This is a genomic window from Pseudomonas sp. K8 (genome assembly GCF_014889455.1).
Lineage (GTDB): Bacteria > Pseudomonadota > Gammaproteobacteria > Pseudomonadales > Pseudomonadaceae > Aquipseudomonas > Aquipseudomonas veronii.
The window spans coordinates 25804-40546 of record NZ_VJWO01000054.1 but is presented as its reverse complement, the minus strand read 5'-3'; the positions used below and the strand labels follow the sequence as shown (position 1 = coordinate 40546).

General features: G+C 63.3%; 9 protein-coding genes. 3 read left to right on the top strand and 6 right to left on the bottom strand.

What is annotated here, in order from left to right; translation table 11 throughout:
* Positions 1 to 4147 (bottom strand): RHS repeat-associated core domain-containing protein (locus tag INT12_RS26200; RefSeq protein WP_193059079.1); only part of this gene is annotated, 4147 nt, incomplete at its 3' end.
* Between the two features lie 286 nt (positions 4148 to 4433).
* Between INT12_RS26200 and INT12_RS26195 the strand changes: the two genes are divergently transcribed.
* The 3 genes from INT12_RS26195 (at position 4434) to INT12_RS26185 (ending at position 8010) form a co-directional block, all read left to right on the top strand.
* Positions 4434 to 5408, top strand: coding sequence for an ABC transporter substrate-binding protein (locus tag INT12_RS26195; RefSeq protein WP_193040887.1), 975 nt, complete (start codon positions 4434 to 4436; stop codon positions 5406 to 5408).
* Positions 5409 to 5420: 12 nt separating this feature from the next.
* Entirely contained in the window at positions 5421 to 6770 is a 1350-nt protein-coding gene (locus INT12_RS26190; RefSeq protein WP_193040888.1) for an LLM class flavin-dependent oxidoreductase, read from the top strand.
* Positions 6771 to 6831: 61 nt separating this feature from the next.
* The gene (locus INT12_RS26185; protein WP_193059078.1) at positions 6832 to 8010 is read left to right on the top strand and encodes an acyl-CoA dehydrogenase family protein; all 1179 of its coding nucleotides are present in this window, start codon (positions 6832 to 6834) and stop codon (positions 8008 to 8010) included.
* Positions 8011 to 8109: 99 nt separating this feature from the next.
* Here the strand turns inward: INT12_RS26185 and INT12_RS26180 are convergent, their stop codons facing one another.
* The 5 genes from INT12_RS26180 to INT12_RS26160 all read right to left on the bottom strand — a co-directional run bounded on the left by INT12_RS26180 (position 8110) and on the right by INT12_RS26160 (position 14606).
* Entirely contained in the window at positions 8110 to 8883 is a 774-nt protein-coding gene (locus INT12_RS26180) for an energy transducer TonB (RefSeq protein ID WP_193040890.1), read from the bottom strand.
* A complete protein-coding gene (gene tolR / locus INT12_RS26175) occupies positions 8880 to 9326 on the bottom strand; it encodes a protein TolR (protein ID WP_193059077.1) in 447 nt (148 codons plus the stop codon). The genes INT12_RS26180 and tolR overlap by 4 nt, the downstream gene beginning before the upstream one ends.
* A gap of 14 nt (positions 9327 to 9340) precedes the next feature.
* On the bottom strand, positions 9341 to 10033 hold the full coding sequence (tolQ, locus tag INT12_RS26170; RefSeq protein ID WP_046383854.1) for a protein TolQ: 693 nt from the start codon (positions 10031 to 10033) through the stop codon (positions 9341 to 9343).
* A 49-nt stretch (positions 10034 to 10082) separates the two neighbouring features.
* Positions 10083 to 11948: a phytase gene (locus tag INT12_RS26165; protein ID WP_193059076.1), complete on the bottom strand. Its 1866-nt coding sequence runs from the start codon at positions 11946 to 11948 to the stop codon at positions 10083 to 10085.
* A 144-nt stretch (positions 11949 to 12092) separates the two neighbouring features.
* Complete coding sequence (locus tag INT12_RS26160) at positions 12093 to 14606, bottom strand: TonB-dependent receptor (protein WP_046383856.1); 2514 nt, start codon at positions 14604 to 14606, stop codon at positions 12093 to 12095.
* Positions 14607 to 14743: the final 137 nt, after the last annotated feature.

The following is a 14743-nucleotide window of genomic DNA, read 5'->3' as shown; positions in this document are numbered from 1 at the left end:
GCTGAATGGCATCAGGTCTGCCAGCTTGAGGATAACTTTTAGTCCAGCCACGAGTGCTTAGATAGCCGTCAAGGTCAGCAGATTTCTTGCCTGTCAACTTATCAATCCAGCGTTTGGCTATCGTAGATTTCCTGGAAAAACCCTTCGATGAGCCACAGTTTAATCCTATAGGGTCGACATATCCAAAAGGGTTTGGTGCATATACGTATAAGTTAACCCCACCCATCAACCCAATCGGATCCGGCGTCGTAAATCGCCCCACATCCGGATCATAAAACCTGAACGTATTGAAATGCAGCCCCGTCTCCCGATCCAGATACTGTCCCTGAAATCGCAGGTTCTGCTCTTCGATAAAGTAAGGCTCACGTACCTCTTCTACCGTGTTCCCCCACACCTGATACCGCGCCCGCCACACCGTTTTCCCGTCGGCTTCGGTCAATTGTTCCGGCAAGCCGTTGAGGTCGTTGTGGTAGTAGCGGATTTTTTGCAGCGGGCCGATGCCGTCGACTCGCGCTAAGGGTTCGTAGCCTTCGTCTGCGTAGACGTAAAGGCTGGTCTGGCTGTGTTTATGCTCCTGCAACAGACGCAGGCCATCCCAGGTGAATCGGGTTTCTCCCAGCGCATAACCCCGGCTGTCGTGTTCGGTTTTAGTGATGCGTCGACCGAGCGGGTCGTAGGTCATGTTCACCAGCGTTTCGCGCCCGTTCTTCTGGCTGCGTACTTCGATCAAGCGGTGTTCAGCGTCGTAGGCAAAATGTTGCACGCCGCGTTTGGCGCTGCGTTTTTCGATCAGTCGGCCAAAGCCGTCGTAGCGGTAATGCTTGTCCTGATAGGTCAGCAGTTTGTTATGCCGTACCCAACCGCCCCTTACTTGCGGGGCGTCGAGTAGGTTGGCGGCGTCGTCGTAGGCAAAGGTTTCGCGCTGGCCTTGTACGTTGTCCTGGCTGGCGATGATTCGAGCGCTCGCGTCGTAATGTAGTGACTGGTGCTGAGTCCCTTCCCTGCGGCCGATCAGGTTGTCGGCGGGGTCGTATTCGAAGTTCTTTTGGTGGGTCGGCGGCAGTTGCCAGGGCTGGCCGGTGAGGCTGCGTTTGCGCTGGCGCAGGCGGCCGCTGCGGTCGTATTCGCTGCGGGTGGTGATCTGGCCTTGGGTGCGCAGCACTTCGCGGTGCAGGCGGTCGCGTTCGAAGTCGCTGATGACCTGGCCGTCGAGGTTGAGCTGGTGCAGGTGGCCGCTGCCGTAGTACAGGCGATTGAGCCAGCGGCCGTCCGGTAGTTGCGTCTGGATCAGGTTGCCGAGTTCGTCGTAGTGGTGGTGCAGATTGCCCGCTGAACTCTGTTCGGCAAGCAACTGGCCAAGGGCGTCGTAAGCGAAACCAAGAGCCTGGGTATTGCCCTGCAAGCCGCTGAAGGTGACGGCGGTTAGCTGGTCCACCGCATCGTAGCTGTAGTCGGTGCGGCCATCGTCGGTGGTCTTGGCAATCAACCGGCCAACCGCATCGCGCTCCAGTCGATGAATGATGGGGGCCGGTGGCTCCTCGGGAACTATCGCCAAGCCATTGCCATAAGGCGCCGCAACGGCGGTCACCGCCGTGATGTTATCCAGCAGGTCATAGGTGTAGCGCTTGGCGCTGCCGTCGAGGTCTTGTTGTTGGGTCAGCCGATCCCCGGCATCCCACGCGAACCGATAGCTTTCGCCGTTCTCGTTGACCAGCGCTTGCAGCCGCCCATAGCTGTCATAGCCGAATTGCACCTGTCGTCCATGGGCGTCGGTGCGCTGGCGTACCTGACCGCGACGGTTGTGCTGGTAGAGCGTGGTGTGCCCGGCCGGGTCGGTGTAGCCCACCAACTGGCCGCTGGCATCACGCTGATATTGCTCGGTGCGCCCGTCCGGCAGTTGGCTACTGAGCAAGCGTCCTTGAGCGTTGTAGCTGAATTGAGTGCGTTCGCCGAGGGCGTCGGTGATGACCTGCAAATAGCCGCGCTCGTCGTAGCGAAAGCGCGTGGGGTAGCCCGAGCAATCGACATGCTCGACCAGTTGCCCGAACGGGTTCCAGCGCAGCTTTTTACTTTTGCCGGTGGCGTCGATGATTTCCACTGCTTGGCCAAAGCGGTCGTATCGATAGCGCGTTGTCTGACCAAGTGGATCGATTTCGCTGACGCAGTTGCCGCGCGGGTCGTACCGGTATTGCCAAGCCTGTCCGGCGGCATCGGTTTCCACCAACGGCAGCGACCAATGCTGCAACCACAAGGTGGATTCGATCCGCCCCAACGGATCTTGCGTCTCGCACAGGTTGCCGGACTCGTCGTAACCGAACGTCCACTGACCGCCCTGAGGATCGGTGGCGCCGAGCAACTGGCGCTCGTCATTCCAGTCGAATTGCCAGGTTTGGCCGAGGTTGTCGGTGTACTCGGTGATCTGGTACTGCGGATTCCATTGGCGTGTGCTGACCCGTTGCAAACCATCGGTAATCTGCGTGATCCCAGCGTGTAGGTCATAGTCGAACTGGTAGTCATCGCCTTCGTCGGTCCAGTGTCGGACCACGCGCCATTCGGCGTCTTCCACACAGGCCCACTGGTAATAGCAACGCAGTCCGGTGGGCCGTTGGTGCTCGACCATGCGCTGGCCGCTGTCGTAGGCAAAGCGGCGCTGCACATGCCCAATTGCATCGCGAACTTCGGCCAGGTCGCCAGCGGCATCGTAGTGATAGCTGGCTAACACTTCGCGGCTTTGATCCGGGAACAGCCGTTCGATCTGTTCCACGCGCCCGGTCCATTGACGGCTGTAGCCCAGTTCAATTCGTACATCATTGAAGGAATCGTGTAACTGACTCAGGCGACCTTGGGCGTCGTAGTCGAGGAGGATGCGGTTGTCATTGCGGTCCCCCAGCTGGCCCAGGCGCAGGTGCGACGGGTTGCCTGGCGTTGGTTCGAACAGCCGATAAATACCGTCGACGCTTTCAATCAGCACCTGCCCGTTGGCATGGCGCCGCACGCTCAGGCCTTCGCCCGCGCTGAACACCGCACCGCCCAGGGGGATGACGCCCATGTCAATCTGCCGGGCCTGCTCGTCGGTGTAGATCAGGCGCTCGCCGCACTCAGCAAGCCCCTGCATTTCGACGAAAACCTCGTAGATCACACTCCAACCGGCGCCGAACAGGCCATCGCGGCGTTCGTCCCGACTGCTGTAGTAGCGCTGCCACTCGATCGGCAACAGGCCAGGCAGGGTGAAGTCCAAGTCGTCTTCACCGTCGAGAATTTTCGCGCCCGTGGCACTGTGTACCGGGTTGGGCGAACCGGCGACCGCCGAGGTAATGGCATTGCTCACCTGGCTGCTGCCCCACGACACCAGCCCGCTCACCGCCATGCACGGCAGCTTGCTGAAAAACTTCGCGCCACCGCCGCGCAAGGTCAGCAGCGCCGTCACCGCCAGCCCGACACCGGGCGTCTTGCCGCTGCGGATTTCGCGGACGACGACCGGGGCGCCGCCGATGATTACATTCGGCGAAACCTGCGCCGTCCCAACCTTGGCCTCGCAGGTGCTGCGATCCCCACTGCGCACGGCGGGCTGGCCGTTGATAAATACGCGACTGGAACCCTCGGCCATGTACTGCTCTGGCATCGGCGGGTGTTTATCGCAGTCGACTTTATCGCCAGGACAAGGCACGGCGCCCAAGGCTGGCGTAGCGACTGTCGGGCGCCATAGCTGAGAGAAAAAGCCTTCAGCGATATCCAGATAAGTAGGCTCACCCTCTGGCGCCGCGATTACATCCGAGATCTTGCCAGCCGCCCGCGCCGCGGGTTTGCCGTTGATGAATACGTTGGGCGAACCGCTGCTGATGAAGGCGTCGATGACGGGAGGAAACAGGGCATTGGCAAAATACTCACATAATCGTGAAAGGCCTTTATCCGCGCCGGATTTGCTCATGCCGACGCCGACCACCGCACCCACCACGGCGCCGAGTACAACGCAGCCGAGGCCGCCAGTCGCCACGGTGACACCCGCCGCCGCAACCACCGCCGCTGTCGCCAATGCGGTCACGGCCACATTGGCGGCAATCTCCAGGACGCCGCCTAACACGTCGGCCAGCATGGAACTGTGCAGAAGCGCATCGCCCTCGCGGGCAGCCCAAGGCGTGTCAGTCATGCGCAACGATCCGTGTTTGAAAAAGACCCGGATCAAATCACGCGGTGGTTGCCTTGCTCAGGTGAGACTTTCCGATGCGCTCGTAGGAATACTCCGAATCAGCAGCCAAACTAAATGCATCAAAGGAATAATCATAAACCAGATAATCAGTTATTTTAATAATTACCATATAACCAAAAAGAACTTCACAGCAGGTTTTTATGGGAATAACGTTAACCCCTCACCGACCCCTTCTCCAGGCGGAGGTAGCCGAACCCTTTCTTGATCTGCCTGGAGCCTGTATCCCATGGTCTTTGCCTCCCCGTTCAAACGCCTGCTCCTGGGCACCGCACTGGCCTTCGGCCTGAGCACCGGCGCCCATGCCGCCGACCTGCAACCGCTGCGGGTGGCCAATCAGAAATCGACGATCAAGGCGCTGCTGGAAGTCTCCGGCGAAGCCAAGAATGTGCCCTATGAAATCCAGTGGGCGGAATTCCCGTCCGCCTCGCCGCTGGGTGAAGCCTTGAATGCCGGCGCCGTGGATATCGGTGCGTTGGGCGATGCACCGTATGTGTTCGCCCTCGGTGCCGGTGCGGCGCTCAAGGTGGTCAGCATCATCCACGCCGACGGGCGTAGCACCACCGCCCTGCTGGTGCCGAAGGACTCACCCATCAAGACCGTGGCGGACCTCAAAGGCAAGCGCATCGTGACAGGCCGTGGCTCCGTCGGGCATTACCTGGCGATCAAGGCCCTGGCCAGCGCCGGCCTGACCACCCAGGACGTGCAGTTCATTTTCCTGCTGCCCAGCGAATCGCGCCTGGTGCTGGACAATGGCAGCGCCGATGCCTGGTCGACCTGGGACCCCTACACCACCGTGGTCACCTCACAAAGCCAGGCGCGGATCGTGGCCAGCGGCAACACGCTGTTGAGCAACCACCTGTACCTCGCGGCAACCAGCCAGGCCATCAGCGAAAAACGCGCGCAGCTCGACGACTTTGTCGCACGCGTCGACCGCGCCTACGCCTGGGCCAATACGCACCCCAACGAGTACGCCACCGCCCAGAGCAAAATCACCGGGCTGCCGCTGGCCGTGCATGTGGCCGTGGCCAAAGAAACCCACCTGACCCCGGTGCTGATTGACGACGCCGTGATCAGCGGCCTGCAAGCGACCGCCGACACCTACCAACAAGAAGGCCTGCTGCCCCGGCACATCGACGTGTCGCAGGGTTTCGACAAGAGCTTTAACGCCAAGCGTGCCCCCCAAAACCAAGCATCGCGTTAACAGGAGCAGAACATGAGCAAGCCACGTCAATTGAAACTCGGCGCCATGGTCCACGGTGTCGGCCACGGCTGGGGCGAATGGCGCCACCCACAGGCGCAACCGAATGCCAGTACGAATTTTGCGTTCTACAAGCAGCAGACTGAACTGGCCGAAACCGCCAAGTTCGACTTCGTGTTCATCGCCGACAGCCTGCACATCCATGCCAAATCCAGCCCGCATTACCTCAACCGGTTCGAACCGCTGACCATCCTCTCGGCCCTGGCCGCGTTGACCACGCATATCGGCCTGGTCGCCACCGTCACCGTCAGCTACACCGAGCCCTACCAGGTCGCACGCCAGTTCGCCTCGCTGGACCACATCAGCGGCGGCCGCGCCGGTTGGAACGTGGTCACCTCGTGGCTGAGCGGCACCGCCGATAACTTCGGCAAGGCCGAGCACCCGCCACATGCGGTGCGCTACCGCATCGCCAGGGAACACCTGAATGTGGTCAAGGGGTTGTGGGACTCCTGGGAGGACGACGCCTTTACCTACAACAAGCAAAGCGGTGAGTTCTTCACCCCGCACAAGCTGCACACGCTGAATCACCAGGGCGAGTTTTTCTCGGTGAAAGGCCCGCTCAACATCGCCCGTTCGCGCCAGGGCCAGCCGGCGATTTTCCAGGCGGGCACCTCGGAGGACGGGCGCAACTTCGCCGCCGAGCATGCTGATGCGATCTTTGTGCATGTCGACAGCATCGAAGACGGCCTGGCCTACACCCAAGACCTCAAACGCCGCGCCACAGGCTTCGGCCGCGACGCCGACAGCCTGTCGATCCTGCCGGGTATCCGCCCGATTGTCGGCCGCGACGCCGCCGAAGTGGAACGCCGCTATCAGCAGGCAGTGGACCTGGTAACCGTGGAAGATGCGATTGTCGCCCTCGGTCGCCCGTTCAACGACCACGACTTCAGCCAGTATCCGCTGGACGAACCGTTCCCCGAGTTGGGCGAGCTGGGTTCCAACAGCCAGAAAGGCGGCTCCGACCACATCAAGCAACTGGCCCGGGACAAAGGCCTGACCCTGCGCGAAGTGGCCTTGCATTTCTCGCGGCCCAAGCGTGATTTTGTCGGCACCCCGGAGCACGTCGCCGATACGATCCAGACCTGGTTCGAGACCGGCGCCAGCGATGGTTTCATCGTCAATTCGGTGCTGCCCGATGGCTTGCAATACTTCACCGAACGGGTGGTGCCACTGCTGCAACAGCGCGGCCTGTTCCGCAGCGAATACAGCGGCCAGACCCTGCGCGACAACCTCGGCCTGGACGTACCGGCCAACCGCTACAGCGTCGCCGCCGAGGTCGAAGCACAGCAGGAGGCATTGGCATGAGCAAATCCCTCCACATCGGGGAGCCAGCCCGCGCCCCGATTTCTGACCGAGTTCACGCATCATGACGTCATCCTCGCCACCGTCCTTGCGCGCCGTGGAAGTCGCCAACTTCGACGCCCTGCTCGACCGTCTCAGCGCCGAACTGGCCGGCAGCGCTCAGCTTTTCGACGAGAGCGGCGCCTTCCCCCACGCCAACTTCAAACGGCTGCATGAACACGGCCTGCTCGCCCTCACCGTGCCCAAGGCCCTCGGTGGCGGCGGCGCCAGCCTGGCCCAGGCACGCAAAGCCATCAGCGCGATTGCCAAGGGCGAACCCTCTACCGCGCTGATCCTGGTGATGCAGTACCTGCAACACACGCGCCTGCAAGACAGCAAAACCTGGCCCGCGCACCTGCGTGTAAAAGTCGCCGAAGACGCGGTACGCCACGGTGCGTTGATCAACGCGCTGCGCGTCGAGCCGGACCTCGGCACCCCCGCCCGCGGCGGCCTGCCGGCGACCACCGCAGTGCGCAGCCCTGAAGGCTGGCGCATCAGCGGGCGCAAGCTCTACTCCACCGGCAGCCACGGCCTGAGCTGGTTCAGCGTGTGGGCGCGCAGTGACGATGTCGACCCGCTGGTAGGCGCCTGGCTGGTCCCCAAAAACAGCCCCGGCATAAGCATCAGCGACAGCTGGGACCACCTGGGCATGCGCGCTACCTGTAGCCATGACGTGGTGTTCGACAACGTGCTGGTGCCGCTCGACCACGCCGTCAGCGTCAGCCCCTGGAGCGCACCGCAGCCGGAACTGGATGCCGAGGGGTTGCTGTGGATGTCAGTGCTGCTGTCGTCGGTGTATGACGCCGTGGCCCAGGCCGCGCGCGATTGGCTGGTGAACTGGCTGCAAACGCGCCAGCCGTCCAACCTCGGCGCCGCGCTGGCGACATTGCCGCGTTTCCAGGAAACCGTCGGGCACATCGACACCCTGCTGTTTGCCAACCGCAGCCTGCTCGACGCCGCCGCCGAAGGGCATACCCCGGCCGGCAATGCGGCGCAGTTGAAGTACCTGGTGACCGGCAACGCGATCCGCGCCGTGGAGCTGGCGATCGAAGCCTCGGGCAACCCCGGCCTGTCCCGCCACAGCCCGCTGCAGCGCCACTACCGCGACGTGTTGTGCAGCCGCGTCCACACCCCGCAGAACGATGCCGTGCTGCAAGGCGTCGGCAAGGCGGCCTTCGCCCAACGGCAGAAGGAACGCACATGAGCAAGGGCACCACCCTGAGCATCCTCGTCTGAGGTGCGCTCGGCCAACGCCTGACTCGGTTAAAAAATGTGGCTGGGGCCTTGTGTCGGCTGGCCAATCTCATTTGATGCGATAGTGAAAGGTATTGCGCACCGCCGGCACCGCTACCGCCTTGCCGTCAACGATCCTCGGCTGGTAGCGGAAGGTATTCGCCGCCGCCAATGAAGGCCGGATAAACAGCGGATGACAGCCGTCCAGCACCTTGGGGTTTTCCACGCGGCCCAGGGAGTTGACGGTGTACTCCACCGAGCAATCGCCTTCGATGTTTTTGTCCAGGGCGCGTTCGGGGTACTGCGGTGCTTCTTTGCTCAGCGGCAAGTATTGGCGACTGTCGAACGCCGGGGCTGGAGCAGGTGTGGCAACCCGCGCGGTTTCAGCGGCCAGCCGCGCCTGGTTCAGCCGTTGTTGCTCCAGCTCGCGGTTGTGCTGTTCGGTGGCCTGGCGTTCCTGTTGCTGTTCAAGGCGCTTTTGCTCGACGCGCTTACGCGCCAGGGCCGCTTTCTCCAGTTTTTGCGCCTGGATCTGCGGGTCGAGAGTGGGTTTCACCGGCGTCGGCACCGCCACGGGCTCCGGCGGTGGCGGCGCCACCGCCAGCGCTTCAGGCAGCGGTTCAGCCGCGGGGGCCGGGGCCGGCGGCAGCATCACCAGTTGCGTATGCATCACCTGCGGCGCTTGCACCATGGGCTTCTGCGGTGACCAGCCCAGCATCAGCCCGGCCACCACACCCACATGCAGCGCAACGGCCAGGCTCGCCGCCAAGCCTTTGCGCCACCACCCGCTGCAATCCCGAGGCGCCATCACCAGGCTCGGACTGTGCATGATCATCGCCGTCATTGCGGGGCCTCGGTCACCAGCCCCAGGTGGCTGACGCCGCCCTTTTGCAACACCGCCATCGCCGCGACCACGCGCCCATACCCGGCGTCTTCGTCAGCGCGGATATAGACCTGGGTGTCACTGCGCGCCGCCACCACTTGCATGACCTTGGCGCCCATGTCCTCCAGGCTCACGGCGCTGTCGGTCTGGTGCTGCGTGTCCAGCTCGTCGCCGAGGTTCCAGTAGTAACTGCCGTCGGCCTTTACCGACAGCGTGAGGATCTGCTGGCGGGGGTCGGGGGCCAGCGCCTCGGCGGCGACCTTGGGCAGGTCGATCTTCACGCCCTGGGTCAGCATCGGTGCGGTGACCATAAAGATCACCAGCAGCACCAGCATCACATCGATATACGGCACCACGTTCATCTCGGCCTTGGGCCCGTGCTTGCGTTGCGGCCTGGTTAACATGGGCTTGCTCCTGTTCAGGCGGCCGTGGCCAGGTGGGTCGGCATGCCGCTCAGGCTGCGATGCAGGCGCACTTGCAGTTCATTGCCGAAGGCGTAGTAGCGGGTGAGCAGCGTCTGGCTGCGCGCCGAAAAGCGGTTGTAGGCGATCACCGCCGGGATGGCGGCAAACAGGCCGATGGCCGTGGCGATCAAGGCTTCGGCGATGCCCGGCGCCACCGTGGACAGCGTGGCTTGTTGCACCTGGGACAAGCCGAGAAAGGAATTCATGATGCCCCACACCGTGCCGAACAGGCCGATGTACGGGCTGACCGAACCCACGGTGGCGAGAAACTGCAGGCCCTTTTCCAACTCGATTTCCTGCGCGGTGATCGCCACCTGCAAGGCGCGCTCCACCCCTTCGAGCACCGCCGGATCGTGGCTGTGCAGGTGCTGGTATTCCTCGACCCCGGCGATAAAGATCGGCGCCACGCCGCCCTCGCCCGCCTGCACGGTGTCGCGGTACAGCGCCTGCAGGTCCGGAGCCGCGCGAAAGCGCGGCAAAAACCCGTTCAACTGGCGCTCCAGGCGCCGCAGCACACTGCCGCGCTGGAGAATCAAGTACCAACTGAGCAAGGACGCCAACAGCAGCGTGACCATCACCGCCTTGACCAACAGGCTGGCGTCGCTGATCAACCCCCAGATCGTCATATGTTCCATCGTCGCGTGCATGGTGGTGAACTCCTATTCGATTAAAAAGTGATGACCGGGTGATGACGGCTTACGGCAATTTCAGCGCGCGGGTCACATCGCGCCAGGGCACGAACTTGAAGTTCTGGGTTTGCTCGGGCATGCGCTTGCGCCCGTCCTGCACCACCAGCATGCCTTGGCTCCACGGCCCGCCGATGTTGACGGCGGTGACTTCGAGGCCATCGGTTTCCGACGCCCCATCGATCCCGGCCTCAGCGTTCAAACCGACGCGAAAGGCGCCGTGGGCGGCGAACGGCGGTTCGGCATCCACCACCAGGTAGCTGTCATTGCCTTGGCTGGAGATCACCAGGTAATCGCGCGCGCCGCTCTGGTACAGCGCCAGGCCCTCGACATCCGCGTGCAGTTGCGCGCCGACCTTGATCACGCTGGTCAACGTCGCCGGCTGATCGGCTCGGGCGTCCACCGCCCAGACGCCGACATCTTCTTCACCGATGAACAGGCGCTGACGCTGGTCATCGGCGACGCAGCCTTCGGGTTGGCTGTCGACCTTGAACTGGCGCACCAACTCGCCCTGCACGCGGCCAGCCGGCGCGCTCAAACGGTATTGCAGGAAGGTGCCGTCCTTGCCGTTGGCGATCGCGTACAGTTCACCGCTGGCCGGCTGGAACAGACAGATGCCGTAGATTTCCTTGAGCGGCGTCGGCACTTCGCCGGCTTCGCGCAACTCGCCGCTCTGACGGTCGATGCTGAACAGGCTCAGGCTGTTGTGATCGCGATTGCTCGCCACGGCGAGGTCGACGGTCTGTTGGCCAAGCTTGAAGTTGGGGCGGACATCGACGTTGTTCAGGCGCCCCACCGCCAGCTCCTGCAACAGCTTGCCGTCGAGGTCGTAGGCCAGCAGGCCTTGTTTTTTGTTGGTGCCGAGCACGCGGCTCTGCGCCGGTCGTTGCGGGTGAATCCAGATCGCCGGGTCGTCCGCCGCATCGCCTTGGCGCCCGACCGGGTCGGTCTGGCGCTGGGCGGCGACTTCCGGCAGCACCGGCAGCGGCGCGACGGGCGTAGCCTGCCACGTCAACTCGGCCTGATAGAGGTTGCCGCTGTCGTCGTCGCGCAACAGCAGTTGCCGACCTTTGATTGCCAGGTTTTCCGCCTCCTTCACACCCGGCAGGTGCAGGCTCGGCTGGGCCACCCAGCGCTCGCCGTCCTGCTGGAACAGCTGCAGTTGAGCGGTCTTCGGATCAAGCGCGACCAGCCCACCCGGCACCAGCGCCATGGCCCCGGCGGCGCGCCCGGGATTGTCGAACAGCGCCACCGGGGTGCGTTTCACCTCGGCTTCCGGGTGCGCCGGGTAGGCCCACCAGCCGACGTTTTCTTCGTTCACCACCAGTTGATGGGTCGCATCGTCCACCTGGCAGAACTGCGCCGACGGCGGCAGCGGCAAGCCGCGCCCACGCTGGGGTCGGGCCAGCAACGTCGGGCCATTGCCCACCAGCCATTGCTCGCCCTTGCCCTCTTCGCCCACCAGGAACACAAACAGGTTGGCCGCCGAGTCGCGATACAGGCACACGCCGTTGACCGGATAGTCGCGGGTCGGCAGGTACAGCGGCGCGCCCCAGCGTTTGCCGGCGCTATCCAGGCTGATCAGCATGGCCTGCTGGCGTTGGTTATCCAGGGTCGCCACCAGCACCTGGGCACCGGCGGCACGGCTGTCGAGGCTGCTGAAGTTGCCCTTGAAACGCGCCAGTTCGGCGCCTTTTTCGTCGAGCAGCAACAGGCCGTCACGGGTGCTGGCGGCCAGGCGTTCGGGGCCGTTGGGCAGGAAGGCCAGCGCCTCGGCGTTCAGGTTCGGCGCCCAACGCGTCAGGGCCAGGTCGGCGGCCAGCGCATGGCCGCAGGTGGCCAGGGCCATCAGCAGGTATAGCTTGGAAAATCTCATGAACAGGCAAATCCTTCGAAAACGATGAACAACCCATGTGGGAGGGGGTTTGCTCCCGATGGCAGTGGTTCGGCTAATGAATCCGGCGACTGACATACCGCTATCGGGGGCAAGCGCCCTCCCACATTCGGATTGAGGTGTTGGTTAAAAATGGGTGAAGGTCAGGCCGAGCTTGTAGGTCGGGCCGTACTCTTCGTACTGGCCGTTGTAGCTGCGGTGGCCGGTGTAGACGAAGTACGACTCGTCGGTGAGGTTCTGCGCCTCGAAGCTGACTTGCAGGTTCTTGGTCAGCGAGTAGCGTGCGCTGAAGTCGACAAAAGTCTGTGCGTCGACGTGCAGGTCGTGGGCCTTGTCGTTGATCGAGGCCAACTCATACAGGTAGGCCGATTTGTAGTTGGCCGACACGCGCAGGCTGAGCTTGTCGTTTTCCCAGCCGAGCATCAGGTTGCCGACAGTGTCCGACTGGTTGGGCAAGCTGATGTTGCGTGTGCGGTTGCCGCCGCTGGCCGCGTCGAAGCCTTCGATATCGGCGCTGGAGCGGCTGAACGTGGTGTTGGCACCGACCAACAGGCCGTTCCACGGCGCGGGCAGCCAGTCGAACTTTTGTGAGTAGGCCAGTTCCAGGCCGTAGAGCTTGGCGCTGTCGCCGTTGGCGTAGGTGTGGGCCTCGGCGAAGTTGGTCCAGGCGCCGGTGCCGGCCACGTCGGTGTTGTAGACAAAGTGCTTGATGTCTTTGTAGAACACGAACGCCGACACGGTGCCTGCGCGGCCCATGAAGTGCTCGATGCCCAGGTCGAGGTTGCTCGATTCCAGGGGCTTGAGGTCCGGATTGCCGAAGGTGGCTTCGTCATCGTCGATCACGAACCCCGGCGCCAGTTGGCCAAAGGTCGGGCGCACCACGGACTTGGTCCAGGCCGCGCGCACCTGGGTGTTCTTGTCGATCTGGTAACGCGCATGCAGGCCCGGCAACCAATGGTGATAACGCCGCTTGGTCTCGGTGGCGCTGAACTGGCCGTCGGTGGCGCCGGTGCCTTTGGCTTCGAACTCGGTGCCTTCGTAGCGCATGCCCGCGATGAAACGCCAGTCGTCGATGTCGATGGTGTTCATCAGGTAGCCGGCGTTGATGTCCTCGCGGATGGTGAAGTCGTTGACCCGGGATTCGGTCTCGTCATAGAAGTCATCACGGTTGAGGCTGCCGATCAGCTGCTTGATACTCCCCGCGCTGATACCCGGGCCGTAATTGCCGAGACGATAGTCGACGCTGCCCTTCTGGAACCGGGTGAGGTTGAGTTGTTCGTCGGTGAAGCCCAGGTCGTCGAAGTTCTTGTAGACCCAGGCTTCCAGGTCGTTGTCCTTGTGCCGACGGCTGACCTTGCCGCCGAACTTGACCTGGGACGCGTAGCCGCTCAGGTCGTAGTCGCGGGCCAGGTCCAGGCGCAGGTTTTTCTCGGTGTCTTGGGTGTTCTGTTTTTCCCAGTCGACCTTGTCCAGGGTGAAGTTGCTCGCGTCGTAGAAGCCGGCGCCGACGATCGGGCGCGGTTTGTCTTTGTCGTAGAAGCCGCTGTCGGCAAAGTCGCCGCCATCGAAGGTGGCGCCGGCGATATGCGCCGGGCTGTCTTCGCTGGATTGGCTGTAGCCGGCCTGGCCGCTGAGGGTCCACAGGCCGAGCATGCGTTCGCCGCCGAACACATAGGACTGGATTTCCTGGGTTTCCTCACGGTTCTTCAACTTGCGCTTGCCCTCGGCCACACCCAGCTCGCCAGGGGCCTGGGGGTCGGCAAACTCGAGGCTGGCGGCGTTGCGGGTCTCGGTGTCGGTGTAGCGGCTGTAGAGGGTGCGCAGGTAGTAGCTGCTGAGGTCATCGGGCTTGTAGTCGAAGTTCAGGCCACCGCCGGCGCGTTCGCGGCTGATGTCGTAGTCACGCTGTTCGAACTTGTTGAGTTTGGCCCCCTGGCTGAAGTCCCAGGCGCCGCCGGTTTCGACGTTGTCCGAGCCGAAGTCGCGCTTCTGCCAGCTCAGGGCCGCGGCGACACCGAAGTTGTCGATACCATCACCGAGGCTGAAACGGTTGCTCGCCGCGCCGGAGAATTTCGGGCTGGTCTGGCGTGTGTTCTTGTCGTAGCTGGCCTCGGTGCTGCCAGTGTAGAACAGGCCTTTGTGATCGAACGCCGACAGGCTCTTCACATCGACGGTGCCGCCGAGGGAGTTGGCGTCCATGTCCGGGGTCAGGGTCTTGATCACCGACAGCGACTGCACCAGCTCGGAGGGCAGCACATCGAGGGCCACGGCGCGACGTTCGCTTTCGGGCGACGGCACCAGGGTGCCGTTGATGGTCACGCTGTTGAGGTCCGGGCCGAGGCCGCGCACGCTGACAAACCGCCCTTCGCCCTGGTCGCGCTCGACGCTGATGCCGGGCAGGCGCTGCGCGGCTTCAGCAACGTTTTCATCCGGCAACTGCGCCACGCCGTCGGCATGCACCACGCTCTTGATGCTGTCGGAGGAGCGCTGCTCCTTGAGCGCCTGGTCGATGGCGGCCGCCTGGCCGACCACGTCGACGTGCTCGGTGTGGGTGGCGTCGGCGGCCTGGAGCCGCTCGCTGGCCATCGCCAGGGCCAAGGCGGTGAGCGTAAAGCTGACGAGCCCGGTGCGCTTGTACATGAAGTCCTCCCCAAGAGTCCGTTGGCGCCAGGCAAGAGGCCCGGCAACTGGGAGGGCACGCTAGGGCCGGGGGATGACGGTTCTGTGACAGGGGTTGGCCGCAAGGCCCGTAAACCGGGAGTTTTGCCTGGTTCTCA